This window comes from Ligilactobacillus pabuli, assembly GCF_022836475.1.
In the GTDB taxonomy this organism is placed as follows: Bacteria; Bacillota; Bacilli; order Lactobacillales; family Lactobacillaceae; genus Ligilactobacillus; species Ligilactobacillus pabuli.
This window is the reverse complement of record NZ_BQXH01000028.1, coordinates 1-16,066: the sequence shown is the minus strand read 5'-3', so window position 1 is coordinate 16,066 and position 16,066 is coordinate 1. Positions and strand designations below refer to the sequence as shown.

The window sequence follows — 16,066 nt, the reverse complement described above, 5'->3', positions numbered from 1 at the left end:
CAGATTCTACCTCGCGATAGACACCCTTGTCTTCGACTCGTGATACCGACCACTACGGCTCACAGCGGACTTGCACCGCCTAGTTACTGCCCATGCCGGGCGCACTAAAAAAAGAACTGCCGCAGTCAGCTGACTGCGGCAGTTCTTTTATTTTAATCAAGCTTATTCAGCAGCATTGCCGCCGTTTTTCTTGATAATGTCTTCTTGAATTGACTTTGGAACTGGTTCGTAGTGGTCAAATGTCATAGTAAATGTCCCACGACCCTGTGTTGATGAACGCAAGGTTGTAGCATAACCAAACATTTCTGACAATGGAACGAATGAATGAACTAGTTCAGCGTTACCGCGAGCTTCCATTCCGTCCACACGTCCACGACGAGCAGTAACGTGGCCCATAACATCACCCAAGTTATCTTCTGGGGCAACGATATCAACCTTCATGATTGGTTCAAGGATAACGGCACCGCCACCCTTAGAAGCGTTACGCAATGCGAGAGAAGCAGCAACCTTAAAGGCAGCTTCACTAGAATCGACATCATGGTAACTACCATCATATAACTTAGCTTTAACGTCGATCAAAGGATATCCGGCAAGAACACCATTTTCCATTGATTCCTTCAAGCCTTGTTCTACGGCTGGGATGTATTCACGAGGAACAACACCACCGACGATAGCATTTTCGAATGAGAATCCTTCGCCTTCTTCAGTAGGTTCGAATTCAACCCAAACATCACCGTATTGACCTTTACCACCAGACTGACGCACAAATTTACCTTGAGCAGAAACTTTCTTAGTGAATGTTTCACGGTAGGCAACTTGAGGTGCACCAACCTTGGCTTCAACGTTAAATTCACGTTTCATCCGGTCAACGATAATATCCAAATGAAGTTCACCCATTCCGGCAATCAATGTTTCGCCAGTTTCCTGGTTAGTTTCAGCCTTGAATGTAGGATCTTCTTCAGCCAGTTTTTGCAAAGCAACATCCATCTTGTCTTGGTCGGCCTTTGAGTTAGGTTCGATCGAAACTTGGATAACTGGATCTGGGAATTCCATTGATTCGAGGATCAATGGACGATCTGTAGCTGTCAAAGAGTCACCAGTTGTTGTGTTCTTCAAGCCGATCGCAGCAGCGATATCACCTGAGAATACTTCTGGGATTTCTTTACGGTGGTTAGAATGCATTTGTAGCAAACGACCAACACGTTCACGTTTGTCTTTAGTAGCGTTCAAAACATATGAACCGGCTTCCAAAGTACCAGTATAAACACGGAAGAAAGTTAAACGACCAACGAATGGGTCAGTAGCGATCTTAAATGCCAAACCAGCAAATGGAGCTTCGTCATCAGCATGCAATTCAACTTCTTCACCAGTATCGGCATCAGTTGCTTTGTATGCAGGAACGTCTAATGGTGATGGCAAGAAGTCATTAACACCATCAAGCATCATCTGAACACCCTTGTTCTTGAATGCTGAACCAGCAAAGACTGGGTAGATATCCAAGTTCAAAGTAGCTTTACGGATCGCAGCCTTGATTTCATCAACAGGAATTTCTTCACCTTCAAGGTATTTTTCCATGATGTCTTCGTCAAGGTCAGCCAATTGTTCAAGCATTTCATCACGATGTTTTTGAGCTGTTTCCTTGTATTCATCAGGAATATCAACTGTATCCCATTCTGAACCAAGTTCGTCTTCGTCGTACAAGTCAGCCTTCATTTCGATCAAATCGATGACACCTTCGAATTCATCTTCGGCACCAATAGGCATTTGAACGGCAACGGCATTAGCCTGGAGACGGTCACGGATAGTTGAGACTGAGTAATCGAAGTCAGCACCCATCTTATCCATTTTGTTAACAAAAACGATCCGAGGAACGCTGTATGTTGTAGCTTGACGCCAAACATTTTCAGTCTGAGGTTCAACCCCTGACTGTGCGTCCAAAACAACTACCGCGCCATCAAGGACACGTAGGGAACGTTCAACTTCGACTGTGAAGTCAACGTGTCCTGGGGTATCGATGATGTTGATGCGGTGGCCTTTCCATTCGGCTGTTGTAGCAGCTGATGTGATAGTAATACCACGTTCTTGTTCTTGGGCCATCCAGTCCATTTGTGATGCGCCATCATGAGTTTCACCAATTTTATGGATTCGGCCAGTATAGTACAAAATACGTTCTGTCGTAGTTGTTTTACCAGCATCAATATGGGCAACGATCCCGATGTTACGGGTTTGTTCCAATGGGAATTCACGTTTGTTTGCCATTGAGAGTGTATCTCCTTTCAAATTTCACTAAGTTGTCAGCCGCAAGCGACTAACAGCAGACAGCCAGAGGTTATCTGCCTTTATTATTTAAGCTAAAAAACGGCCATTATAGGATTTCTTGAAATCATATAACAGCCGTTTTCAAAAAATTACCAGCGATAATGTGCAAATGCACGGTTGGCATCTGCCATCTTGTGTGTATCTTCGCGCTTTTTAACAGATGCACCAGTATTGTTAGCAGCATCCATGATTTCGTTAGATAAACGTTCAGCCATTGTATGTTCACCACGTAAACGTGAGTAATTTACAAGCCAACGTAGACCAAGTGTTGAACGACGGTCTGGACGAACTTCGATCGGAACCTGGTAGTTAGAACCACCAACACGGCGAGCCTTAACTTCTAAGACAGGCATGATGTTCTTCATTGCTTCTTCAAACACATCCAAAGGTTCATTACCTGTTTGTTCCTTAATCATATCAAATGCTTCATATAAAATTTTTGAAGCTGTTCCCCGCTTACCATCAACCATCAAACGGTTGATCAAACGTGTAACCAATTTTGAGTTATAAATTGGATCAGGGAGTACTTCGCGTTTTGCAACGGCACCTTTTCTTGGCATCGTATAACCTCCTCAAATTCTAGAAAAATGTAATTATTGTTCGATTGTGTACCCAGTCAGGTTACTTCTTAGGACGTTTTGCACCGTACTTAGAACGGCTTTGCATCCGACCTTCAACACCGGCTGTATCCAAAGCGCCACGGATAACATGGTAACGAACACCAGGTAAATCCTTAACACGGCCGCCACGGATCAAAACAACACTATGTTCTTGCAAGTTATGGCCGACACCAGGGATGTAAGCTGTAACTTCGATCAAGTTAGACAAACGAACACGAGCATATTTACGTAAAGCTGAGTTAGGCTTCTTTGGTGTCATTGTACCGACACGAGTAGCAACCCCGCGTTTTTGTGGTGAAGCGTTCTTTGTAGTAACTTTTCTGTAACTGTTATACCCATAATTTAAAGCTGGGGCATCAGATTTTGAAGTATTAGATTTACGACCTTTACGAATCAATTGGTTAATTGTTGGCATCTAAAACTTCCTCCTTTCTTATTTTCAATCATGTAAGTCCACACATCCAGGAGTTTCTTTTTTTAAGATAAAAATAAACGTCACCCGGACGCACTAAAATAATATGCTAACTTGTTCACAGCCAGCACGTTCTTGGTTTAACCAAGAAGAACTGTTCACATCAAGCACCTTTAATAGATTACCACCCTTTTATACCTACTGTCAAACCAAAATCGCACTTTTTTGCGTATATTTTAGTGAGGTGATTTTTTTGAACAACATTTTACTTTTTATTTATGGAGCTAGCTTGGCTTCTTTTGGCTTTTGTACCGGGCAACGTTTGTTAAATGGGACTTCTTTATGGGTCAAACGCTCATTTTGCGACCATTGTCACCAGAATTTAAGTTGGTGGCAGCTAATTCCTGTCTTAGGCTGGTGTTTGCAAAAGGGACATTGTCATTTTTGCGGCGCATCGATCTCCGCTGTTTCTGCCAAATTAGAATTAGGCTACGGAGTGCTCTTTAGCTTACTGGGACCCACGCTCACTGACAAAAATTTACTTTTGTTCAGCTTACTACAACTCTGGCTGCTGATTTTAGCGACAGAAGATCAGGCTAGTTTGTGCGTGACCACACCGCTCTTATACGGCGGCGCGTTAGTCCTTTGTGTGTTAGACGCTGAGCAGTTCCTGTTCTTCCTTCAACTTGAGTGGCCCCAAACTTTAGCGCTTGCTTGTCTCTTTTTCTTGCTGGAAGCCTGGGGTCAATTTGGACGGGCAGACACCATTTGTTTGTTAGTCCTGCAGCTTTTATTTGGACTCAGATTTTGCAGCTGGGTACTGCTAGTCAGTGCCCTGCTGTTTTGTTTGGTCAACCTGCATGCTCCACTGCACCAGCCGCACCCGTTTTTACCATCACTTACAACTGCGACAGCCCTGGTCAGTCTGCTTAGCAGCTTGGTCCCATTTTTTAATTAATCAAAAAAGGATCCCGCCTTCAAAGCGAGATCCTTTTTGCGCTGAGCCTCATTAAGTTGAACTTAACTTAAACTCTGCAGTTTTTATTTTGTTTCATTTGGCAATTCAGTATTTTCTTCAATATTCAGTTGTTTGGCAACATCTGAGATCGAGTAGACACTGTCTGAAACATTACTCTTTTCTTCAGGTTGAACGTTACGATAACGTGCCATCCCAGTTCCGGCAGGAATGATCTTCCCAATGATAACATTTTCTTTCAAACCTACCAATGGGTCATTCTTACCGCGGATCGCAGCATCAGTCAAGACACGAGTTGTTTCCTGGAAGGAAGCAGCCGACAAGAAACTGTTTGTTTCCAAGGCAGCTTTAGTGATCCCAAGTAAAACAGGACGTGAAGTAGCAGGAATGCCACCCTTGACCAAGGTTTCAACGTTTCGATCAGAGAAGTCTTTGATATCCATCAAGTTACCTGGCAATAAGTCAGTGTCACCTGGGTCCATGACGCGAACCTTTTGGAGCATCTGACGTGTCATAACTTCGATATGCTTATCGGAGATATCAACACCTTGCATCCGGTAAACTTTTTGAACTTCAGCTAAGATATAATTTTCAGTTGATAAGACGTCACGAACTTTGATCAGTTCCTTAGGATCGATTGACCCGATCGTCAATGCATTCCCACGATGGATCCGGTCGCCTTCAGCAACGCGCAACACAGCTGTATATGGCAAGCTGTAAGTTCTAGTATCAGTTTCACCTTTAACAGTTACTTCTTTAGTCCGGTCAGCTGGATTTTCTTCAACTGAATCGATCACACCAGTTACTTCAGTAATAACAGCGCGACCTTTAGGATTCCGTGCTTCAAATAATTCTTGCACACGAGGAAGTCCTTGGGTAATATCGCCACCGGCAACACCACCGGTATGGAAAGTCCGCATTGTTAACTGAGTCCCGGGTTCACCGATTGACTGAGCAGCCACTGTCCCAACAGCTTCCCCAACTTCAACTGGGTCCCCTGTAGCCAAGTTCCGCCCGTAACATTTACGGCAGACACCATGACGAGTGTTACATGTAAAGGCTGTTCTGATCGTGACCATTTCAACACCAGCATCAATGATCTTTTGTGCCAGTTCTTCGTTGATAAAGGTATCGCCAGGAACAATGACTTCACCAGTAGCTGGGTCATAGACAGACTTCATTGCAAAGCGGCCTAAGATCCGGTCATACAATGGTTCGATCATTTCATTACCTTCGCGAATTGCTGTGACATCTAACCCACGGTCAGTTCCACAATCATCTTCACGAATAATAACGTCCTGCGCAACGTCGACCAAACGACGAGTCAAGTAACCAGAGTTAGCAGTCTTCAAAGCCGTATCGGTCATCCCTTTACGAGCCCCATGAGAAGAAATAAACATTTCCAAGACAGACAAACCTTCACGGAAGTTTGAGATAACAGGCAATTCCATTGTTTTACCAGAAGGAGAAGCCATCAAACCACGCATCCCAGCTAACTGAGTAAAGTTTGAAATGTTACCACGCGCACCAGAATCACTCATCATTTGGATTGGGTTAGAAGGATCCAAGTTAGCAACCAGCTTATCTTGAATATCATCTTTGGCCTTGTTCCAAATCGAAATAACACGGTTATAACGTTCGTCATCAGTGATCAAACCACGACGGAACTGTTTAGCAACAGTCGCCACGTCTTTATGGGCTTGGGCGATGATGGCAGGCTTTTCTTTCAAGTCAGTCACATCGACGACCCCAACGGTCAAACCAGATTTAGTTGATTCAGCATAACCAAGGTCTTTCATGCGGTCAAGTAATTCTGAAGTTTCTGTCACCTTGTAGTCTTGGTAAACTTGGGCAATGATATCAGACAAGAAGCCAGACTTAAATGGTTTGACTAATTCTGCTTCACTCAAATATTCATGAATGTCTTGACCAGGTTCCAAGAAGTACTTGTCAGGTGTTTGGTTAACTAAGTTATCTTCAGTTGGCTCGTTCAAGTATGGGAAGTCAGCTGGCAAAATTTCATTAAAGATCGCCTTACCAACACTAGTTACCAAGATCCGTTCTTTTTGCCAGTCAGTAAATGGTGTCCCCTTCGCAGCTAAGGAAGAAGCTTGTAAACCGATCCGGCTGTGCAAATGAACATAGTTGTTTTGGTAAGCAGTCCGAACTTCATTGACGTCCTTGAAGATCATACCTTCACCGACTCCAGCAGCTTCTTCGATCGTAATGTAGTAGTTACCGATCGTCATATCCTGAGATGGTGAAATGATTGGTTTACCATCTTTAGGAGCCAAGATATGGTGAGCAGCTAACATTAACAAGCGAGCTTCTGCTTGAGCTTCATCTGATAAAGGAACGTGGATCGCCATCTGGTCCCCATCGAAATCGGCATTGTAAGCTTCACAAGCCAATGGATGCAAACGCATAGCTTTCCCATCAACCAAGACAGGTTCGAACGCCTGGATCCCCAAACGGTGCAATGTAGGGGCGCGGTTCAACAGAACTGGATGTTCTTTGATCACGTCTTCCAAAACATCCCAGATGTCTTCGTCACGACGGTCAAGTTTACGTTTAGCATTCTTGATGTTTGAGGCCATTTCGCGTTTAACAAGTTCTTTCATCATGAATGGTTTGAATAATTCCAAAGCCATTTCATGCGGAATCCCCATTTGGTTCAAACGCAGCTTAGGTCCAACATCAATAACGGAACGGCCAGAGTAATCGACACGCTTACCTAACAAGTTCTGACGGAAACGTCCTTGCTTCCCTTTCAACATATGTGAAAGAGACTTCAGTGGACGGTTACCAGGACCTGCAACGGGACGGCCGCGACGACCGTTATCGATCAAAGCATCGACAGCTTCTTGCAGCATCCGTTTTTCGTTTTGAACAATGATCCCAGGAGCATTCAAGTCTAACAAACGTTTCAAACGGTTGTTACGGTTGATGACCCGACGGTACAAGTCGTTCAAGTCAGATGTCGCAAAACGACCACCTTCAAGCTGGACCATTGGACGCAGATCCGGTGGAATAACCGGAATTGCTTCCATGACCATCCATTCCGGTTCGTTCCCGGAATTTAAGAAGGCTTCAAGAATATCCAAACGACGAACGGCACGAGTCCGTTTTTGACCCGTAACTTGACGCAGTTCTTCTTTTAATTCATTACATTCTTTTTCAAGGTCAACATCTTTTAACAGTGTCCGGATTGCTTCGGCACCCATATCAGCCTTAAAGCCATTACCGTATTCTTCCCGCTTTTCACGGTATTCGCGTTCAGTCATTAACTGTTTCTTTTCAAGCGGAGTATCGCCTGGTTCAGTTACGACGTAAGATGCGAAATAAATAATTTCTTCCAAAGCACGGGGGCTCATGTCTAAGACAAGACCCATCCGACTTGGGATACCCTTAAAGTACCAAATATGAGTAACAGGGGCAGCAAGTTCAATATGTCCCATCCGCTCACGTCGTACCTTAGAACGAGTAACTTCGACACCACAACGGTCACACACGATTCCTTTATAACGGATCCGCTTATACTTCCCACAAGCACATTCCCAGTCTTTTGTGGGCCCAAAAATACGTTCATCAAACAAACCGTCTTTTTCAGGCTTCAGAGTCCGATAGTTGATAGTTTCCGGCTTTTTAACTTCGCCGTAAGACCAACTCCTGATCTTATCGGAGGAAGCCAAACCGATTTGCATACTATCGAATTTGTTGACATCGATCAAAGGACCGACCTCCCTTTTTTAAAGTTGAATTTAGTGTTCTTAAGATTTTTGTTCAGTTTCTGCGTCTTTTTTAGCCTGCTCTTCAGCAGCTTTCTTGTCAGCTTGTTCTTTGGAAATTTTAGCCAAAGCATCGATGTTTTGTACTTCATCGTCTTCGTCGTCCATTTCACGCAGTTCGATTTCTTGTTTATCGCTATCCAAGACTTTCATATCCAAGCCAAGTGCTTGCAATTCCTTAACCAGCACACGGAATGATTCCGGCACACCAGGTTGTGGAATTGGTTCGCCCTTCACGATTGCTTCGTAAGTGCGGACACGACCAGTGACATCATCAGATTTGTAGGTCAAGATTTCTTGCAGTGTATAAGCAGCACCGTAAGCTTCTAAGGCCCAAACTTCCATTTCACCAAAACGCTGGCCACCAAACTGAGCTTTACCACCCAGTGGCTGTTGTGTAACTAATGAGTATGGTCCAATGGAACGAGCATGGATCTTATCGTCGACCATGTGGGCTAACTTCATGTAGTACATCACACCAACGGCGATCCGGTTATCAAATGGTTCACCAGTCCGGCCGTCGTACAAGACACTCTTACCATCGTTTGGCAAACCGGCTTCTTTCAAAGCAGCCCAGATGTCATCATCGGTTGCCCCATCGAAGACAGGTGAAGCCACATGGATCCCTAATTCACGCGCAGCCATTCCCAAATGCAAGTCCAAAACTTGACCAATGTTCATCCGGGAAGGCACACCCATTGGCGACAACATAATGTCGATTGGGGTACCGTCTGGCATAAATGGCATATCTTCTTCAGGGATCACAACAGAAACGGTCCCTTTGTTACCATGACGTCCGGCCATCTTATCACCAACCTGAAGTTTACGCTTCTGGGCGATATAAACGCGGACCATTTGGTTAACACCAGGAGATAATTCATCACCGTTTTGACGAGTAAAGATCTTAACATCTTGAACGATCCCGCCGCCACCATGAGGAACATGCAAGGAAGTATCGCGAACTTCGCGGGACTTCTCACCAAAGATCGCGTGCAAGAGACGTTCTTCAGCGGATAATTCTGTCACACCTTTAGGAGTAACCTTACCAACTAAGATATCGCCGTCTTTCACTTCAGCACCAACACGAACAATCCCAAATTCATCCAAGTCTTTCAAAGCATCGTCGCCGACGTTTGGAATTTCACGGGTGATTTCTTCAGGCCCAAGTTTAGTGTCACGTGCTTCTGATTCATGTTCTTCAATATGAATTGAAGTATAGACATCATCTTTAACTAAACGTTCGCTAATTGCGATCGCATCTTCGAAGTTATAGCCATCCCATGTCATGAAGGCGATCAATGGGTTTTGTCCCAAGGCTAATTCACCTTGTTCCATTGAAGGACCATCAGCCAAGACTGAATCGGCTTCAACGGTTTCACCAACATGTACGATTGGTGTCTGGTTATAGTTCTTCCCACCATTTGAACGGCGGAATTTCATTAATTTATATTTATCAAGTGAACCGTCTTCCAAACGAACACGGATCTGTTTAGCATCAACATATTCAACTACACCATCATGGTCAGCAATCAAGGCATCACCAGAGTCATGGGCAGCTTTATATTCGATCCCAGTCCCAACTAATGGAGAATGAGGCTGCAACAACGGCACAGCCTGACGCTGCATGTTGGCACCCATCAACGCACGGTTCGAGTCATCGTTTTCCAAGAAAGGAATACATGCAGTCGCCACGGCAACAACCTGTTTAGGAGAAACGTCCATGTAATCGACCTTATCGATCGAAATTTCCAAGTTTTCTTCTTCTTTACGGGCCATAACAATGTCGTTCACAAATGAACCATCGTCATTTAATGGGGTGTTAGCCTGAGCAACTACGTATGGATCTTCTTCGTCAGCGGCCAAGTAGTCGATCTTTTGGGTAACTTTATGCGTATCCCAAGAAACACGACGGTATGGTGTTTCAATAAAACCATACTTGTTGACACGAGCGTATGAAGCCAAACTGTTGATCAAACCAATGTTAGGTCCTTCAGGAGTTTCAATTGGGCACATCCGGCCGTAATGAGTGTAATGCACGTCACGCACTTCGTATCCGGCACGATCACGAGTCAAACCACCAGGTCCTAAGGCAGATAAACGACGCTTATGCGTTAATTCACCCAAGGGGTTAGTTTGGTCCATGAACTGTGACAACTGAGAACTGCCAAAGAATTCTTTAATTGAAGCAACAACAGGACGAATGTTGATCAATTGTTGTGGTGTGACAGTCGAAGTATCTTGAATCGACATTCTTTCACGAACCACACGTTCCATCCGGGATAAACCGATCCGGAACTGGTTTTGCAACAATTCACCCACGGAACGGATCCGACGGTTACCCAAGTGATCGATATCGTCAGTAGTCCCGAAACCTTCTTGCAAGTTGAAGAAGTAGTTCATTGAAGCAATGATATCAGCGGGTGTAATGTGCTTGTATTTCAAATCAACATTACCGTTGCCAATAATATTCACAACACGTTCTGGGTCATTCTTAGAGTAAACCTTGATGATCTGCAGTTTCATTGGATCTTGAACCACACCATCATCTGAAGGTTGGAAAGTAACCATCTTAAAGTCGTCGCGTTCTAAGAATGGTGCCAGTTGATCCATGACACGTTTGTCGATGGTTTCATCTTTATTGACGATGATCTCACCGGTGTCTGGGTCAGCCAAAGTTTCAGCAGCGACTGCGTTTAATAAACGAGTCTTTAAGTTTAACTTCTTATTGATCTTGTAACGACCAACAGCAGCTAAATCATAACGTTTTGGATCAAAGAAGCGCGCTGTTAACAAACTTCTTGATGAATCGGCAGTCTTTGGTTCACCTGGACGGAGACGTTCGTAGATATCTTTCAAAGATTCTTCGACCCGAGTATCCTCAGGGTTCTTATGCACATCTTTTTCCAAGGTAAACATTAAGCTGTCTGTTTCACCCATTATGTCCAAAATTTCACTGTCAGAACCGTAACCTAAGGCACGGATCAGTTCAGTCATTGGGATCTTACGTGTCCGGTCGATCCGAACATAAGCGATGTTTTTGGCATCTGTTTCATATTCCAACCATGCTCCACGGTTAGGAATAACAGTTGTGCCGTAGTTAGTCCGACCGTTCTTATCTAGAGATGAGTTAAAGTACACCCCTGGGGAACGAACTAACTGAGAAACAATGACACGTTCTGCCCCGTTAATGATAAAGGTCCCTTCACGGGTCATTAATGGGAAGTCGCCAAAGAACACGTCTTGGGACTTGATTTCATCTGTTTCATGGTTGATCAAACGTAAAGTCACGTGCAATGGTGCAGAATAGTTTGCATCATGTTCACGGGCTTCATCAACTGTATACTTAGGTTCCAAAAGTTGATAATCAACAAATTCCAACGAAAGCTTGCCTTGGAAGTCATCGATCGGCATAATGTCCTCAAACATTTCCCGTAGTCCTTCATCTAAGAACCACTTGTAGGAATTTGTTTGGATCTCGACCAAGTTAGGCAGATCAAGAACTTCCTTGATGCGGGAATAACTTCTACGCACGCGGTTTTTGCCGTATTTTACTAAGTGTCCTGCCAAATTGTTCACCTCTCAAAATATTTCTGTGAATTCAGTTTCCAACTAACTGATAAATTTATATTACATTTACATTACAAATTCAACAATTACAAAAAAAAGCGTGATTTTAAGCAAAAAAAAGCAAAAACAGATCGTCACTAAAATTGGACTTCACTATTTTTGCTATTTCTCTGTTAACCATGGACAATATATCACAGTTAACAGCTAAATTCACAGTTTTTGCAATTATTAATTATATCAAGTATTTCAACTTTGTCAAGCATAAATTAACTACAATTACTGTTGTTAGATTTATTTTTCTGCCACAGCGACCGGCTCTTTGACTTTCAAGGAGATCTTGCCTTTTTGAGCACCGATCGTCACCTGAGAACCAGTTGTGATCTTTCCGGCCAATAATGCTTCGCTCAACCGGTCTTCAATTTCACTCTGGACTGCGCGCCGGATCGGACGTGCCCCATACTCTGGGTCAAAGCCGGCTTTGGCCACAGCATCAATGGCTGCGGGCGTTAACTTCAACTTAATGTCTTGTTCTTCGATCCGAGCGATCACTTCTTTAGTCATCAACTTCACGATCTCATGCAGCTGTTCCTTGTTTAAGGAATGGAAAATTACCACTTCATCGATGCGGTTTAAGAATTCTGGTCTAAAGGACTGCTTGAGCCGTTCGCGAATCTTAGTTGACATTGACTGGTAATCGTTGGCACTTGATTTCGCCGCAAAACCAACCATCTTTTCATCCCGAATATCGGTTGCACCCAAGTTAGAGGTCATAATAATGATCGTGTTCCGGAAGTCAACCTTGCGTCCCTTAGAATCAGTCAAGAAACCATCATCTAACACTTGCAGCAAGATGTTAAAGACATCTGGGTGAGCTTTTTCAACTTCATCCAGTAAAACCACTGAATATGGCTTGTTGCGAACCTTTTCAGATAACTGGCCGCCTTCGTCATAACCAACATAGCCTGGTGGGGCTCCAATCAACCGACTCGTGGAGTACTTCTCCATGTACTCACTCATATCGATCCGGATCATTGCGTCTTCATCACCAAACATGGCCTCTGCCAAGGCTTTAGCGAGCTCAGTTTTCCCGACCCCAGTTGGTCCTAAGAACATAAAGGAGCCGATTGGTCTGGTGGGGTCGCCTAAACCACTGCGCGCACGCCGAATTGCCTTAGCGACAGCAGCAATTGCTTCATCCTGGCCAACAACTCGCTTGTGCAAGATGCTTTCCAAGTTGACTAAGCGTTCGCTTTCGCTCTTCGTCAGTTGAGTCACTGGTACTCCAGTCCACTCTGCCACTACTTCAGCCACATCTTGTTCACTCACTTCTTTGGCATACTCTGCTGGTTCGACCGGGTCAGCCAAGTTGGCGAGCTTTTCTTTCCACTTTAATTCTTGCCGGCGGAATTTGGCAGCATCTTCGAATTCTTCATTGATCAAAGCTGCTTCTTTTTTCTCTTTATAAGTCTGATACTTTTGTTTAGCTGTCGTAACTTTTTGTTCATCACTCGAAGATGCAATGTGCACCCGCGCAGCCGATTCATCCATCAAATCGATCGCCTTATCAGGTAAGAAACGGTTCGTAATGTAACGTTCACTCAATTTAACAGCGGCGTTGATCGCTGCGTCAGAAATACGCAACTGATGATGTTTTTCGTATTGTGGCCGTAAGCCTTGCAAGATGGCGATAGTCTGCGTTGGTGTTGGTTCTTCTACCAAGACCGTTGCGAAACGACGCTCTAACGCTGCATCAGATTCAACGTATTTTTGATATTCATCTAACGTCGTAGCTCCGATCACTTGGACCTCGCCCCGCGCTAAAGCCGGCTTTAAAATATTAGAAGCATCGATTGCTCCTTCGGCACCACCGGCACCAATCAAGGTATGCATTTCATCAATGAATAAGATCACGTTGCCATCCTGATAAACTTCATCGAGGATCTTTTTCAAGCGGTCTTCAAACTCGCCCCGGTACTTAGTACCAGCAACTAACGAACCCATATCTAACATCATGACCCGCTTATTGCCTAGGTCAGTTGGTACATTGCCATTAATGATTGCCTGGGCAAAGCCTTCTGCAATCGCAGTCTTACCAACACCAGGTTCACCCAGCAAGACTGGGTTATTTTTAGTGCGGCGGCTCAAAATTTGAATGACACGTGTCACTTCTTTTTTCCGCCCGATCACTGGGTCGATCTGGCCATTTTCAGCCATGTCGTTGAGGTTCCGCGCTAAGCCATCCAGGGTCGGTGTCCCTTCAACTTTGGTCGATTTCTTCTTAGCGTTACGCCGTACCTGAGTCTGACTGATCCCCAGCTGCCGAAAGACTGTTTGGCGCACACGTTTAATATCAACATTTAAGCTCTCTAAGATCCGCGATGATAAAATTTCATCGTCTTCTAGCAAGGCTAATAAGAGATGTTCCGTGCCGATCTTAGTTGCATTGAGTAATTCTGCTTGCCGAGCGGCCTTGGTCAAAATACCACTGGCCTTAGGCGAGTATGGCAAATAATTATCGGGTGCTTGGCGTTTTAAAGTCCCGTAACCTGTGAGCCGTTCGATTTCTTCTTTAATATCCGTGGGAGTCACCACAAACTGCGCTAAAACTTTGTGGGCGATCCCCTGTTCTTCTGAGACAAGTGCCAGTAATAAATGTTCGGTTCCAATTGCCTGGTGCTTAAATCCATTGGCATTAACTTGTGCCAGCTCTAAAACATGCTTGGCACTAGGAGTGTATGATTCATTCATTTCCAGTCCCCCTCGTATTATGATTTTTCACCTAAAAAACTTTTTTGGCAAACTACCAGTCAGATGACCGTGCAGTCGCCGTTCACCCGCTTGTTAATCAGCAAACCTTAAACGATTTAAGACGCTGACTAAAATTCGAGCCCGGACAGCATTTTCCATCCGTTTGTCAGCAAAATTCAGAGTTGTCCGGTCCATTGTTGCTAAAACCAGATTAGCTTCCTTTTGCGTGAGTAACTTATCTTCGTACAGGCTCTGAATAATCTGCAGCGCCTTTCCGGTAGTAATACTTTCCCCGATAAGATCGATCAACTGGTCCAAAACATCAGTATCATCAATTAAATTAACTTTGGCGATGCGAATATATCCACCCCCGCCTCGTTTACTTTCTACCACATAACCATTTTGAATGGTAAAACGGGTCTTGATGACATAATTGATCTGGGATGGCACAACATCAAACTGTTCTGCGATCTCAGAGCGTTTAATTTCGATTTTCTGTGACTCAGCTAGAATACTTTTTAAGTATTTTTCGATGATATCAGATATATTGCGATTTTGCATTTAAATCACATTCCTTAATATCCAACTTTGACTAATATTGACTATTATTATATATGGAATCTGGGTCAAATTGCAAAGATAATGCTATATTTCTTAAACTAAACCGCAAAAAAGTCTAATTAACCAAAAAAATGCCCAGTTTTGACTACCCTGACCACCAATCTTACGGTTCAACCCCGACCAGATTTAGCCGGTCAGATCAATCAAGCCTAGTCCATTTTCAAAAATTTTGACAAAAAAAGACCAACGCTCACACGTTAGTCCATCATTGTTATCGGGAAAACAGGATTCGAACCTGCGACCTCCACGTCCCGAACGTGGCGCTCTACCAAGCTGAGCTACTTCCCGTTGGTTAAAAACTCCCTTTATACCACAAAAGACAACACCCCTAGTTAATTCACATTAACTAAGGTGTTATCTTCGATCATATAATCGGGAAGACAGGATTCGAACCTGCGACCCCCTGGTCCCAAACCAGGTGCTCTACCAAGCTGAGCTACTTCCCGATGAAAAATGCACCCAGTAGGAGTCGAACCTACAACCTTCTGATTCGTAGTCAGACACTCTATCCAGTTGCGCTATGGGTGCATAAATATTTAATTATTCGCTGCTGAGATCAACTCAGCGAAGCGGAAGACGGGATTCGAACCCGCGACCCCCACCATGGCAAGGTGATGTTCTACCACTGAACTACTTCCGCATAATGCCGACTAGACGATTCGAACGCCCGACCCCCTGATTACAAATCAGATGCTCTACCAACTGAGCTAAGTCGGCATAAAATGGTGCGGGTGAAGGGATTCGAACCCCCACGTTGAAAAACACTAGAACCTAAATCTAGCGCGTCTGCCAATTCCGCCACACCCGCAAAACAAATAAAAAATGAGCCGTGACAGGCTCGAACTGTCGACCCTCTGATTAAAAGTCAGATGCTCTACCAACTGAGCTAACGGCTCAAGATAAAATGGAGGATACAGGGCTCGAACCTGTGACCCTCTGCTTGTAAGGCAGACGCTCTCCCAACTGAGCTAATCCTCCATAAACAAAGCGCGGCAACGACCTACCCTCACAGGGG

The 16,066-nt window shown here is 44.2% G+C and carries 8 protein-coding genes and 8 tRNA genes; 1 reads left to right on the top strand and 15 read right to left on the bottom strand.

Annotation, left to right across the window (positions count from 1 at the left end; all coding sequences use genetic code 11):
- Positions 1–162: 162 nt before the first annotated feature.
- From fusA to rpsL, 3 genes are all read right to left on the bottom strand, one after another.
- Complete coding sequence (gene fusA, locus LPAF129_RS10320; protein ID WP_244056905.1) at positions 163–2,259, bottom strand: elongation factor G; 2,097 nt, start codon at positions 2,257–2,259, stop codon at positions 163–165.
- A 149-nt stretch (positions 2,260–2,408) separates the two neighbouring features.
- Positions 2,409–2,879, bottom strand: coding sequence for a 30S ribosomal protein S7 (rpsG, locus tag LPAF129_RS10315; protein ID WP_244056902.1), 471 nt, complete (start codon positions 2,877–2,879; stop codon positions 2,409–2,411).
- Between the two features lie 61 nt (positions 2,880–2,940).
- Positions 2,941–3,354, bottom strand: a complete 414-nt coding sequence (gene rpsL, locus LPAF129_RS10310) for a 30S ribosomal protein S12 (RefSeq protein WP_244056899.1) — start codon at positions 3,352–3,354, stop codon at positions 2,941–2,943.
- Between the two features lie 250 nt (positions 3,355–3,604).
- Here rpsL and LPAF129_RS10305 point away from each other — a divergent pair, with 250 nt between their 5' ends.
- Positions 3,605–4,309 carry a prepilin peptidase gene (locus LPAF129_RS10305; RefSeq protein WP_244056897.1) on the top strand — a complete coding sequence of 235 codons (705 nt, stop codon included), beginning with the start codon at positions 3,605–3,607 and terminating at the stop codon, positions 4,307–4,309.
- Positions 4,310–4,392: 83 nt separating this feature from the next.
- Here LPAF129_RS10305 and rpoC read toward each other — a convergent pair whose 3' ends face one another.
- From rpoC to LPAF129_RS10245, 12 genes are all read right to left on the bottom strand, one after another.
- Positions 4,393–8,058: a DNA-directed RNA polymerase subunit beta' gene (gene rpoC, locus LPAF129_RS10300; RefSeq protein ID WP_244056894.1), complete on the bottom strand. Its 3,666-nt coding sequence runs from the start codon at positions 8,056–8,058 to the stop codon at positions 4,393–4,395.
- A gap of 39 nt (positions 8,059–8,097) precedes the next feature.
- Positions 8,098–11,691, bottom strand: a complete 3,594-nt coding sequence (gene rpoB / locus LPAF129_RS10295) for a DNA-directed RNA polymerase subunit beta (RefSeq protein WP_244056891.1) — start codon at positions 11,689–11,691, stop codon at positions 8,098–8,100.
- A gap of 282 nt (positions 11,692–11,973) precedes the next feature.
- Positions 11,974–14,430 (bottom strand): ATP-dependent Clp protease ATP-binding subunit, encoded by a 2,457-nt coding sequence (locus tag LPAF129_RS10290; protein ID WP_244056888.1) that lies wholly within the window; start codon positions 14,428–14,430, stop codon positions 11,974–11,976.
- 93 nt (positions 14,431–14,523) lie between these two features.
- A complete protein-coding gene (locus tag LPAF129_RS10285) occupies positions 14,524–14,991 on the bottom strand; it encodes a CtsR family transcriptional regulator (RefSeq protein WP_244056886.1) in 468 nt (155 codons plus the stop codon).
- Positions 14,992–15,265: 274 nt separating this feature from the next.
- Positions 15,266–15,339 (bottom strand) — tRNA-Pro (locus tag LPAF129_RS10280).
- Positions 15,340–15,423: 84 nt separating this feature from the next.
- Positions 15,424–15,497: transfer RNA gene (locus tag LPAF129_RS10275), tRNA-Pro, on the bottom strand.
- Positions 15,498–15,505: 8 nt separating this feature from the next.
- Positions 15,506–15,579 (bottom strand) — tRNA-Arg (locus LPAF129_RS10270).
- A 40-nt stretch (positions 15,580–15,619) separates the two neighbouring features.
- Positions 15,620–15,691, bottom strand: a tRNA-Gly gene (locus LPAF129_RS10265).
- 4 nt (positions 15,692–15,695) lie between these two features.
- Positions 15,696–15,768: transfer RNA gene (locus tag LPAF129_RS10260), tRNA-Thr, on the bottom strand.
- 6 nt (positions 15,769–15,774) lie between these two features.
- Positions 15,775–15,859: transfer RNA gene (locus LPAF129_RS10255), tRNA-Leu, on the bottom strand.
- A 15-nt stretch (positions 15,860–15,874) separates the two neighbouring features.
- Positions 15,875–15,947: transfer RNA gene (locus LPAF129_RS10250), tRNA-Lys, on the bottom strand.
- A 9-nt stretch (positions 15,948–15,956) separates the two neighbouring features.
- Positions 15,957–16,029, bottom strand: a tRNA-Val gene (locus LPAF129_RS10245).
- Positions 16,030–16,066 lie beyond the last annotated feature (37 nt).